The organism is Thalassoglobus sp., from assembly GCF_048270125.1.
Lineage (GTDB): Bacteria > Planctomycetota > Planctomycetia > Planctomycetales > Planctomycetaceae > Thalassoglobus.
In genome coordinates this window covers 58,778-71,135 of record NZ_JBLWTN010000023.1, presented here as the reverse complement: position 1 = coordinate 71,135, position 12,358 = coordinate 58,778, and the positions used below count along the sequence as shown (strand labels likewise).

At 49.5% G+C, this 12,358-nt stretch carries 7 protein-coding genes; all 7 read right to left on the bottom strand.

Annotated elements, in window-relative coordinates:
• Positions 1-224: 224 nt before the first annotated feature.
• A complete protein-coding gene (locus ACN0YR_RS19715) occupies positions 225-3,005 on the bottom strand; it encodes a PSD1 and planctomycete cytochrome C domain-containing protein (RefSeq protein WP_417850930.1) in 2,781 nt (926 codons plus the stop codon).
• A gap of 78 nt (positions 3,006-3,083) precedes the next feature.
• On the bottom strand, positions 3,084-5,126 hold the full coding sequence (locus ACN0YR_RS19710) for a PrkA family serine protein kinase (protein ID WP_417850929.1): 2,043 nt from the start codon (positions 5,124-5,126) through the stop codon (positions 3,084-3,086).
• Positions 5,127-5,491: 365 nt separating this feature from the next.
• Positions 5,492-6,883: a hypothetical protein gene (locus ACN0YR_RS19705; protein ID WP_417850928.1), complete on the bottom strand. Its 1,392-nt coding sequence runs from the start codon at positions 6,881-6,883 to the stop codon at positions 5,492-5,494.
• Between the two features lie 98 nt (positions 6,884-6,981).
• On the bottom strand, positions 6,982-8,358 hold the full coding sequence (argH, locus tag ACN0YR_RS19700) for an argininosuccinate lyase (protein WP_417850927.1): 1,377 nt from the start codon (positions 8,356-8,358) through the stop codon (positions 6,982-6,984).
• A 432-nt stretch (positions 8,359-8,790) separates the two neighbouring features.
• A complete protein-coding gene (locus tag ACN0YR_RS19695) occupies positions 8,791-9,654 on the bottom strand; it encodes a rhomboid family intramembrane serine protease (RefSeq protein WP_417850926.1) in 864 nt (287 codons plus the stop codon).
• A gap of 63 nt (positions 9,655-9,717) precedes the next feature.
• A complete protein-coding gene (locus tag ACN0YR_RS19690) occupies positions 9,718-10,707 on the bottom strand; it encodes a GTPase (RefSeq protein WP_417850925.1) in 990 nt (329 codons plus the stop codon).
• A gap of 271 nt (positions 10,708-10,978) precedes the next feature.
• On the bottom strand, positions 10,979-12,244 hold the full coding sequence (locus ACN0YR_RS19685) for a hypothetical protein (protein WP_417850924.1): 1,266 nt from the start codon (positions 12,242-12,244) through the stop codon (positions 10,979-10,981).
• Positions 12,245-12,358: the final 114 nt, after the last annotated feature.

The window sequence follows — 12,358 nt, the reverse complement described above, 5'->3', positions numbered from 1 at the left end:
TTCATTCTGCGGGAATATCGAGAAAACGAGCGCCAGGATTCAGGAGGTGATTGAAATCATAGTAAGCTCCTGGAATCAGCACAGCATCAAACCGCTCCCATCGATTGAAGTGGAGTCCTTTCTACAGTTTGTGACAACCGCTTTTCTTGAAAGAGTGATGTTGAGAGGAATCTGAACGAACCAGGAAGTCGTCGGGATAAATCGACGAATTCTTGATTTACAGGTCAGTCGACGAAGTGGAATTCGTTTGAGAGCATTAATCCTTGAGCGAGTTCATCGAGCTTTCCCGCTTTCAGATACTCTGCGAGCATTTCAACTTCTTCTTGCGACGCCGGGCGTGAATACGCGAGTTCGATAAGCTGTCGCACTTGAGCTTTCGGATCTGCTGAAGATTTTTTCACTCGCTCAGCGAGAGCTTTTGCCATTTGCTGTGCGAAGGGAGAGTTCATTCCGAAGAGAGCTTGTTGCGGGACAGTTGTTTCAGACCGTGATGGGCTGGAAGAGTTCGGGGATGGAAAATCAAAGGTCCGTAAGAGCCCGGATGGATTATTGCGGTCAATGAGGGCGTAGACGGTTCGTCGTGTCGGGAACGGTTGCTTCTCGATATCGACCGGCCGACCTTCCAGAGAGAGATCAATTTTTCCAGCGATGCTGAGCATCGTATCTCGCATCGCTTCGAAATCGAGACGTTGCCGATTTTGCTTCCAGTACAGCTGGTTTTCCGAATCGACCATTCTGGCTTGCGGACGATCAACACTTTGTTGTTGCCAGGCTTGCGAGATCAGAATTTCTCGATGTAGTCCTTTGATCGACCAGTTATGTTCGTGCATCAAACTCCAGGCCAGGTAATCGAGAAGTTCGCGGTGCGTTGGCGATTCAGTTCTTAACCCGAAATCACTGGTTGTGTCGACGAGAGGACTGCCGAAGTGATACATCCAGACGCGATTCACAAGAACGCGGGCTGTCAGTGGGTTTTGCTTCGAAGCAATTTGCTCCGCCAGTTCTTTACGTCCGCTGGTTTTTGTGAACACAGCCTCCGGGCTGGGATTCAGAATTTGTGGTCCGCGGCGTGGGACACGATCTCCTCGACGTCCGACGTTCCCTCGAACAAAGATGACAGGGTTGGTGAGTTTTTCCTTGTCAACCAAAACCATGGAGCGTGCGGGGGCATTCGGCGACGTTGCATGCCATTCATCGATTTTCTTTTCGAGGTTTCTGATCTTGGTCCGATTGTCTCGCTCAAAAAGTGGGGAGAAGTCCCCGGGGTCGAGATCGGACAGAGAGCCTTTACCGAGAAGAATTCGGCGGGCCTGCTCCTTGCCAGGATCGTCGAATTGAGTCGCCTCGGGGTTCGTTTTCTTGAATTCATTCCACTCATCTCTCGCGGAAGAGAGAACCTGTGTGTACACGTTCACGACATCGATTTTCGAGGCAATCTTTGCGGACCGTAAGGCTTCGATCAGGCTGTCCGGGATTGCGTCATTCGCGTCCAGTTCATCGAGCAGCGTTGGCAACTGATCTGTCAGTTGTTTCTCGTCTAATGCAAGTAGCTTTGTGGCGGGGAGAAGGAATGGGCGATTCTCTTTTGCCATGAGTTCAAGAGTCTTCTTCCAGTGTGACTTCAAGCGATCGCGGAGTGCGCCATGTTTTGGTGTGAGTTCCAGATCAGCTGGCAAGAGGCCCATCGATTTGAGCGCATCCGGGAAGTAGTCATCCAGATGATTGCGAGCCTGGACGAGCAACTCTTCATGAGCGGTTTTTTTGTATGCCTCCAAGGCCTCTTCACGTTTCTTGAGTTCAGTAGCAAACTCCTGATAGCCGGGAGCATTGACGTCCAGTTCACCACGTAGTGGCGGGAGGTCTGGTTCCTGAGAACTGTCGAAAACTCCGTAAAGCGAATAGTAATCTGCCGTCGGAAGGGGATCGAACTTATGGTCATGGCATCGTGAGCATCCGAGAGTCATTCCCATTAATCCGCGAGTGACGACATCAATCCGATCGTCGATGATATCCGGAGTTCGATTGAGAAAGCGTGGTCCAACCGTCACAAATCCGAGAGCAGCCAATCTCGGATCATTCTCTGCATAACCGAGTTGATCGGCAGCGAGTTGCTCCATGACAAACGTATCGTAAGGTTTGTCATTGTTGAAAGCATCGATGACGTAATCTCGATAAGTGTAGGCGTACGGGAAGAACCGATTCTCTGTAAAGACGTAGCCTTTGGTGTCCGCATAACGGGCGATGTCGAGCCAGTATCGCCCCCAGCGTTGTCCGTAAGCTGATTCGGAAAGATATCGATCGATCAGATCACGAAAGGCGGTTTTGCTCTGATCGGCTTCAAAAGCCTGAACTTCTGCGATGGTTGGGGGTAAGCCTCGCAAATCGAATGAGAGACGACGAATCAAGGTCTGTTTCGAAGCACGTTCGCTGAACTTCAGACCCTTCTCGTTGAGCTTGATTGCCAGAAAGCGATCAATGACAGATTCGTAATCCGCAGCGGGGCTTCGCTCAGGGATTTGCGGAGCCTGCACTGGCTGATAGGCCCAATGGTTCGCAATGGCAGCTTCGAAGTCGATACTGCCATCGCTTTTCAAAGGAACCGCATTTTTTGCGACTGCTTCAGCGTGAGCCTCTTCCGGCCAGAAGGCTCCAGACTCGATCCACTTTTTCAGGATGAGAAGATCTTTTTCAGGAAGCTTTCCGGTGGGGGGCATTTGGGTGTCGAATTCATCGAACTGCACGACAGCCCAGAGTCGGCTTTCATCCAATTTTCCGGGGACGACAGCTTTCCCAGCTGCACCGTTTTCAAAGACGAACTGCTTTCGATCGAGACGCAATTCGCCCTGTTGCTTTTTCTCGCCATGGCACTCAAAACAGTGTTTGGCAAGAAGCGGGCGGACTTGCGATTCGAAGAACTGCTCCTGATCGTTTGCAACGACATGGCATTGCAGTAGACAGAGAAGAACGAAGACCGGTGAAATGATGAAAGCACGTAAGGTGGGCATAAATAGGCGGGGGTTCAAGGAGGGTTCGGTCGCTCGTTTGGACCACCAGCTATTGTAGCACAAGTTCAGTGGTTCAGATCAACCATCTTCTTTGACATCTCCACGAGCGAAAATACTGGCAACGTACTGCAAGACATCCGTGGCGGACTCATCGTTATAACCATAATTTCGAATAAGCCGTGACTTCACGATATCGATCTTTTCCTGTGTTTCTTTGTCGACAACCTGAGAAACCAGGCTCGTCAGTTTGATCGTGTCCTTCTGATCTTCAAACAGCTTCATCTCGAGAGCTTTCTGAAGTCGCTCGTTCGTTTTGTAATTGAACTGTTTTCCATCAATCGCGAGTGCGCCGATGTAGTTCATGATTTCTCGCCGGAAGTCATCCTTGCGGGATTCTGGGATGTCGATCTTCTCTTCGATCGACCGCATCAGGCGTTCATCCGGTTCCTCATCTTCACCGGTGAATTTGTTTTTCACCTTCTCGTGCTGTGTGTAAGCTTTGACGTTATCGATATAGTTTCCGCACAATCGCATGAGAGCATCTTCATCCGCAGCGATTGCCCGCTGAACTTCGTTTTTGACGATGTCAGTGTACTCATCTTTGACCGCAGAAATCAGTTGCCGGTAATGTTCTCGCAATTCCTCGTTTCCGATAAGTGAATGGTGCCGTAATCCGGATTCGAGTTCATTCATCACCATGAACGGATTGAGGCTGGTCGAGAGCGTATTGACCACCAGGGCGTTGGAGATTTTGTCCTGAACATAGCGAGGGCTGATTCCTTCCAGTCCCTCGCGTTTGGCTTCTTTTCGCAATTGCTTGACGTTCTCTGCCGTAAAGCCGGGCAATGTTTTTCCATTATACAGCTTCATCTTTTGCAGAACCGTCAGGCCGTGATGCTTCGGTTGTTCGAGACGCGTCAGCAGTGCCCACATGGCAGCGACTTCGAGTGTATGTGGGGCGATATGCTTCCCACGTACGCGGGCCTGATTGTAGCTTTTGTTGTAAATCTTGATTTCTTCGCTGAGCGTCGTGACGTAGGGGATATCGATTTTGATCGTTCGATCTCGCAACGCTTCCATGAACTCGTTCGACTGGAGCTTGCGATATTCCGGTTCGTTTGTGTGCCCGATGATGACGGTATCGATATCGGTTTGTGCGAACTTTTTCGGTTTGATTTTATGTTCCTGTGACGCTCCCAACAGGTCATAAAGAAACGCAACGTCCAGCTTCAGGACTTCGACAAATTCAATCATCCCACGGTTGGAAACGTTGAATTCGCCATCGAAGTTGAAGGCGCGCGGGTCCGATTCCGTTCCGTATTCCGCGATTTTGCGGTAGTTGATATCGCCGGTTAGTTCTGTGGAATCCTGATTCTTCTCATCTTTCGGTTGGAACGTTCCAATGCCGATGCGGTCTTTTTCAGAAAGGAAAATTCTGCGGACAACAACCGATTCCAGCACCTTCGTCCAGTCTCCATTTTGTTCGCGCAGGCGTTCCTGGAAGTAGAAGCGTGAGAGCGGGCAAACATCGCCTTCGATCTCAATTGGGTATCCTTCGTCGTTGCGCCCTTCGTTCAATTCTTTGGCGAATTCCTCGCGAGAAGAATCTGGCACAAGCAGAAGTGGTTCACAGTTCATGGGGTCCCAGGTGATACTTCCATCCTCTTCTTTCCAACCGAAGGTATAGAGCGCCCCGGCGTCGGTTCGGGCGTAACGTTCGAGACCTTTTTTCAAGAGTCTGGCAATTGTCGACTTTGAACTTCCGACTGGTCCATGCAGAAGTAGCACGCGTCGTTCGGTGCCGTATTTCAGAGCAGCGGAACGAAACACATTGACGAGTTCCATGAGTGGCTTCGTCAAACCAAAGATTGCATCTTCGCCATCGAGATGCGGATCGTCGAAAAATTTGTAACGGATGAGGTCCTTACTTCCTTCGACTGAGTAGGTTCCCTCTTGGATGATCATGTCGTACATGCGCTGGTACGCAGTCCGAGTGATGGCAGGGTGCTTTCGAACGAGATCAAGATATTCCGCAAAGCTTCCTTGCCAGTTTTCCTGGAGAAACTGTGTGGAATCCTGACGGTCAGAAAACCGGGACAGCAGTGATTGACCATTCGTCACGAGACATCCTCCTAAACCAGCCACGAGCTGGGAGCGCAGTCTCTTCGACGCTCAGGCAGGATACACCCTGGTAGAAAGAAGCTGGGCAACTTCAAAACCTGATGCGTGGACGAAAGCAGCGTCCGTCGCCAACGACTGGGTTGCCAAAGGAAAAGCGATCATCAGGAATTTGACTCGTCAAATTCAGTGATTCGCCGAGAGATGTAGACTCTCTCAAAAACTATTATCGCGAAAGAGGGACATGAGGCAAGACCGGTTTTTCGGGAAAGGTTTTGTAACGATGCGAAATCCCTGTTCTGAGCAGGTGCCTTGCAATCTTCATTCGCAGTTTGATTTCAGCATTTTTTTCAAGCGTGATGACATAATTATTGCATGGTTGAGGTTCCATCATCGTATTCATTGTCCTCTTCAGAATTCCGCTTGAAGGTGAGAAAGTTATCAAATTCCTGGAGGCTTTTGTCATCAATCTCGTTGTGTGCCAAGTCAGCATATTTCAGGTTAGGAAGCTGTTTCATTCTATCCAGTGATCTCTTTGTCAGCATGTTTTCACGAAGATAGACGACCTCTAAATCGGGAAGTTTTGTGATGAACTGAATGTCTTCATCCTGCAATGTTCCAGATGAGAATGATATTTGCCTGAGATTTTGAAGTGATTCGAATGGCGAGAGAGATTCCCGATCCAAACTTGGGTGATTGAGGTAGAGAGTTGTGAGACCATCCAGCTTTGCGATAGGAGCGAAATTGAAGGTTTGTTGCTCATTGATTTCAGGCTCCGTATCACCATATCTGGCGATGCCCAGAGAAAGAAAAAGGAGAGATTTGAACTTGCCGATTTCGTCAATAATTTCTTGCGAGAAATTTCCCTTGACTACGATCCATCTTAAATTTGGAAACTGTTGAAACAGCAACAGCTTCTCTTCTGGGTGAAGGATATTGAGATTGATGTTTAAAGAGACAACATTCTCTTTGCCCTCAAAGTTTTCTAACCAGTCAAGCCTTTCCGGATCATCTGCGTCCCAGGAAGACATCATGATGGCGATCTCGACAGGTTCATCTTGTAATCTGTCAAACGAGTCAAACGCTTCGAACGATGTTGAGAATCGATTGTGAAAAATTGAGCCAGTGAACGCCTGACTCTCTCCCAGTCCAAGCAAGGTTTTTCCGTTCACCGGGATAATCGTTTTGGAAAGCGCTTCGAGCAATTCGCAGTACTCGTAATACCTGATAGATGTGTCGCCAAGTCTCAGCGTGGCCAGTTTCGGGTTTTCTTTTAAGACCATCAGCCCTTTCGCGGTGATATTGGAACAGGAATCCACCTCAAGCATTGATAGCGACGGATGTCCCTTCAGAAACCCGATCCCCACATCGGTCACTGCGGTGTTCGAGAGCTTGAGGTGTTTCAGCGTTTTGATTTTTGCGAGAACTTTCAGGGTCTGGTCGGAAATGGCAGTTTTTGTGAGATCCAGTTCTTTCAGGTTGGGGAGATGCAAAAGCGCTTCCATTCCCTCATCACTGACTTTGCTGTTCGAGCAGTACAGTTGCTCAATTGTGGGTGAGTTTTTTAGATATTTTAGATCGGCGCTGCTAAACTTCTCATCAGAGAGATCTATCAAATACGGCTTGTGATCAGGAGTGACACGGATCTTTGCACCACGTTTGACAAGCCGGTCGATGTCGAATTGCTGAATCAGGAGAGAGTATCCGACGACGGCAGCCACGATCATCCCGGCTGCGAGAAATGCGTCACGGTATTTCATAAATTGCCCCGCTGGAGTTGAACTGGCAATGAACTCTCAAAGTGATAGGGAATGTGACGGACCGTCAGGGTGAACTCCAACTCGTCGTTCCTTTTGACCTATGCGAATCGATCCTGCCAGAGTTTAAGTTGATGCTTAACCGGCTCGTGTCCACCAGACCCAAAGCTGGTTAAGGCTGCCACGGCATTGCTGGCGCCGAGAATTTCGTAGACATCTTCTTCGATTTGTGGAGCCGCTTCCTGAAGTTCTTCAACAGTCAAATCTTGCAACCGGCATTTTTTTGATTCACACAGCGCAACCAGAATTCCGACGATACCGTGACCGGTCCGCATCGGAACCTGTTTGCGAATCAGGTATTCCATCAGGGCAGTGGCATCGAGGAATCCTTCTTCGATACGGCTGTTGATGCGGTCTCGGTTCAACGTTGCATTGATCACAATCGACGGAGCAAGTCCCAGACAGCTTTTGACGACATCAAACGCGGTGAACGCTGCCAGTTTGTCTTCCTGCAAATCCCGGTTGTAGGCCATCGGCAAACCCTTCATCAGTACAAAGAGTTGCTGTGCGGATGCGATCACACGTGCTGATTTTCCGCGGATAAGTTCCAGTACATCGGGGTTCTTCTTTTGCGGCATAATCGAAGAACCGGTGGTGTAGGCGTCTGAAAGAGTCAGGAATCCGAACTCTGTCGTACACCATAAAATCCACTCTTCTGCCCAACCTGACAGGTGTACCGCGATCAACGAAAGTGCCGACGTGAACTCTGCCAGATAGTCGCGGTCGCTGGAAATGTCGAGACTGTTCGCAGCCGGAGCAGTAAAGCCGAGTTCTTTGGAAGTGAAATCTCGATCAATCGGAAGCGTCGAGCCTGCAAGGGCTGCGGCACCGAGAGGAGATTGGTTTAACCGGGCTCGGCAATCTGCCAGTCGGTCCCGATCTCGCTGAAACTTTTCAGCGTAGGCCAGCCAATAGTGAACTGCGTTGACAGGTTGCGCCCGCTGCAAGTGTGTATATCCGGGAAGAATGATATCCAGATCCTGATCACCACGGCTGACGAAGGCACGCTGAAGCTCTTCAAGAAGTGCATCGACCTCGTCAATCGCATTGCGAATGTAGAGTTTGATATCTGTCGAAACCTGATCGTTTCGAGACCGACCTGTATGAAGTTTGCGTCCCGTGTCGCCGAGCTTCTCGATGAGAGCAGATTCGATGTGCATGTGAATATCTTCCAGCGAGGGGCGATATTCCATCTTGCCTTGTTGAATCGTTTCCAGAATCTCATCAAGTGCCGAGCAAATTTTGTCTCGTTCATCATTGGAAATGAGACCGACGTGCGCGAGCATTTTTGCATGCGCCTGCGAGCCTTGCACATCAACGGCAGCCAGACGGGCATCGAAGGAAATGGACTCGGTGAAGAGTTCGACTTGTTCGTTGGTCGGTTCGGAAAATCGTCCGCCCCAGGCTTTCTCTGCCACAATATCTCCTGTTTGTTTGCTCTATCGCATTTTTCGAATTGGTGTTCTGGTTCGGCCTCGTGACGAACAGCAATTTTACTGGTGAAACGCTTTCTTCACGGCCACACGGTAGAGCAAATTGCTCTCAAACACGAACGTGTTTCTTCCATCTGTGATACGTGTTTTCAGGTGATGCATCGCTCATCCCGCGAGAAAAACGCGGACGTCGTTTATTCAAATCCTCTTGGATATTCTTTATTGATGAAAGGTTACAAGAAAGGTTTTCACCACTGAAAATCCGACTTGGCCGCTCTGCGACTTCGGGTTCACTAACTCGTTTGCTTAGAACCAGTCCGAAAACCTCTGGAATAGCCGCTTTTCTCAACGTTTGAGAGAGCAATTTCAAGTTTCAGGATCGGTTCTAAACTTGACTGTGGATGCTGTGCAGGCTGCTCAGGTGACGACGCGCTTTCGTCCGGGGAATGCCCCGAGGAGCATCCCTGCCAACAGTCCGCCGAAGTGGGCTCCATTGGCGACCGGAATTCCCCACGATTCGAGAACTCCGGAGATGCCAAGCATTAACCAGATCAGCATTTGAACAATCAAAATGTCGGGAATGGAATAGCCCTCTTCCGGCGAGACCATTTGCTTCATCCATAAGTACCCGAGCAGTCCGTATACAACACCGGAAATCCCAATAAAGTTCGGTCCAACTATAAAATATTGGGTAAAATGCCCGCCGGCTGCGGTCACAAAACAAAGAAGTGCAAAGAGCATGGAGCCTTTTGTCCGTTCAATGGTGTTGCCGAGAATCCACAAAAAGTACAAATTGAAAGCAAGGTGAAAGAACGAACCGTGAATAAATGCCGGTGTGAAAATTCGCCAGATCTCTCCATGGACAATCTCAGGAGGGACTTGAAACGCATCCCCCACTTTCGGGACGTTCGAGAACTTCAGTTTGCCCATTAACTCTTCATGCCGCGTTCCCATGCCTGTGTAAATCGTGAGGACAATGCACGAGACCAACAGAAATCGGGTGACAGGAATATCGTTCGAACCGGCTTTGCGGCGGGGAGTTTTTGCTTCTGGCTGAGCTTTCGGAGGCGGAACGTGCTTGACGTTGAACCTTTTATCCGTAGGAAAGTTTTTAAACGACTCCAACTCCGCTTTGGCGCGGTCCAAGTCTGCATCGCTGAGAACCCAGACCTCCCAGCTCGGAGGGACTTGTTCAATTTGGTTGTCGATTCCCTCAGATCGCAGAAAGCGATGGAACCTTTCGGCATCTTTTGAGGATTCCAGTGCTCCAATCTTCCGCATGTCAACAATCCGTTTTGAATCTGATCAACGTAGTTCGTGAAGTGAGAAAATATTCTGCAGAGGTCAGCTGTGCAATTCGACTATATCGAGGTCACTTAATACATGTTCTCGGCCCACTGCTTGCCCGTCGTGGTCAGCCTGCCCCCAAACCTTTGCGAACTTTAACGAAATGGCAATCTCTTCGTGAACCCTGTGAGCGAGTTCTTCCACGGTTCCACCATTCGGGATCACATAAGGATCGACCAATTCCACAGGTTCTCCCGGACGTTTGGTATAGACCCGAATCTTTTCGAGTGCTTCAAAGATCGACTTGGCGAGCTCTTTTTTCTGCTCTTCAACAGCAAGATCCGTCGGGATCACAGGAAATTCGATCGGCCGGACTTCTTGTAACAATTCTTGACGAATGCCTGCCTCGGGGCTATTCGAGCGAGTCAGAATCAAGCGGCTTTTGACATGGACAATTGAAAAATCAGCCGGATCGAATCCGGTCTTTTCCGATAAGACCGTCTTGCGAGTTTCGAGTTGACGTAAGACATCCGCTGTTTCCTGCGGAGCATCGTCCGAGCTGGCATCGAAGCAAAATAAAACGAGATCGGCAGTCCGGACAAAGTCAATTAAATACGGTTCGATCTGATTTCCCGAGATCGGTGGGGTATCGATCAGCTGAATCAACGCCCCTTCAAATTCCAGCATCCCCGCTGTCGGTTCGCGTGTTGTGTACGGAAACTCCGCAACTTCTGGTGAGGCATTGGTCAGCTCAGAAACGAGTCGGCTTTTCCCGGAATTTGGTGCTCCAATCACCACGACGGTCCCACATCCCTGCCTGGGAATGCGATAACTTTTGCCCCCTTTGGGAGCTTTCAGTTCCGCCTGGTATGCTTCGCGAGCCTCTTTGAGTTTCGACTTGAGCGCCCCTTGCAGATGATCCGTCCCCTTGTGCTTGGGGATCATGCGCAGCATCTCCTGAAGAGCAACAATTTGCTCCGGAGTTGTTTGTGCTTTTCGATATGCTTCTTCAGCTTTGTAATACTGAGGCGTGAGGTTCGCAGCCATGGTGTGACGAACTTATCAAAAAGCAGGATCACCTGTCATCTTTCGGCGATGGTCTTTAAAGCAATTTCAAGACTTGCCGTACCTGCGAAGGTCACTTTAGAGGTGGTCCTGAAACTTGAAATTGCTCTCTCAAACGTTGAGAAAAGCGACGATCTCAGAGGTTTTCGGACTGGTTCTACTTAATTGTAGACTGCTCGCCACGAGACTGATCGCGTACACCGATCGCGCACGCCGATTTGGAAAACGCTCTCAGTTCAAGTCGATTTGTTTTTCAATTTGACGAGACGAGATAATCAAACTCGTCGAAGATACTGATTCCCCCCTGAGCTCGTTTGATATCGTCGAATTCTCCGTAGTCGCGCTCGCTGAAACGGAAACCAAATTCCTGTTTGTCCTCCGCAGCGAATGTGACGACGACGTAGTAGTTCAGTGCTCCTATGGCAGATTGTCCCGGAGTTCCCGTCTGAACTTCTTCGATTTTGAACGAATAAATCGATTCAGTGGGGATCGACCAGCGTTCTTTCTTTCCTTCGTAAAGCATCCGTTGACCAGCTTTGTCTGCCTGAAGGAAGCCCATTTCGTGAATTTTTTGAATAGACTTGTCGAACTGATCGCGTGTGAAAATTTCTACAGGCAAGAGAATCTGAGCATCTGGATCGACTTGAAGTCCATCCCGTTTTCGGATTTGATCAGTCGCCATCCGAGTGAGTCCTTTGGCAGTTTTTGCACTTGCGTATCGATCTGTGTAGACGCCAGCGATATACATCGTGCCGATGGACATCACAATCAGGAGTCCCAAACGAACGACTCCCAGGTTGTTGAAATTCTGATACCCGTAGTAGATGGCGGCTGCCACAATGACCAGCCAGAGTACAATTGCCCAGCACTGAGTAATGATTGCGACGATGATCCCTCCGGGAGTCATTAAGCTTGGAGTCCCTTCTGGCAACGTCTCGATCTTAGCCTTTCCTGTGACAGTGTTCGGATCTGCCTCCCAGGAAAACTCTTTTGCAAACTCACTCTCTCCTCCCGGTTCCCAGCCATCGAGTCGAATGGGAAGCCCGACATCATGCAGTGCTTGTGCCAAACGCGAGAGTCCGGCTTTTCGATCGATTCCAATGGCTTGCTCTTCTCCATCGTAATGAAAAAAGAGGGCAGGTTCCGGCCATTTTGATTCTTCCGGCATCACAATGGCGGCACCTGGAATCTCCGCCAGTTTGAATGTTTCCGGGCTGGAGTATTTCCCCATGTCGCCACCAACAACAATCGAGTCTTCCATCAAGACTGCTTGGCGTCGTGTTTCGGTTCCGTCAAAAATCCACCAGACAGCCGCTGCCGCGCCGAGACTCATGCCGATGATTTCGAAGAGATTCGGCTGCTGTCCAGCCGGGACTGAAAAGTAAAGAAGGGCGCCAAGACCGCCAGCGATTGCACTAAGAAGAAGAACCAGATTGATCCACGACTTCGTAGTTCTGATTCGTTGTTGAAAGAACCAGGGCTCATTCCAGACAAATCGCTTCCGCTCAAACAACGCCATTTCTCTCTCCGTCTCATTAGTGGAAAATCAATGAACAGTTGAGAGGCCCGAATTCACTTATCCGAACACTAAGTGAATTACTTGGCAGATTGCAATTCGCAGATCGCAATTAAA

What these genes read in the sequence shown, in the direction of transcription:
- ACN0YR_RS19715 (WP_417850930.1), bottom strand. Translation starts at nt 3,005, where the DNA reads ATGCCCACCTTACGTGCTTTCATCATTTCACCGGTCTTCGTTCTTCTC.
- ACN0YR_RS19705 (WP_417850928.1), bottom strand. Translation starts at nt 6,883, where the DNA reads ATGAAATACCGTGACGCATTTCTCGCAGCCGGGATGATCGTGGCTGCC.
- ACN0YR_RS19695 (WP_417850926.1), bottom strand. Translation starts at nt 9,654, where the DNA reads ATGCGGAAGATTGGAGCACTGGAATCCTCAAAAGATGCCGAAAGGTTC.
- ACN0YR_RS19690 (WP_417850925.1), bottom strand. Translation starts at nt 10,707, where the DNA reads ATGGCTGCGAACCTCACGCCTCAGTATTACAAAGCTGAAGAAGCATAT.
- ACN0YR_RS19685 (WP_417850924.1), bottom strand. Translation starts at nt 12,244, where the DNA reads ATGGCGTTGTTTGAGCGGAAGCGATTTGTCTGGAATGAGCCCTGGTTC.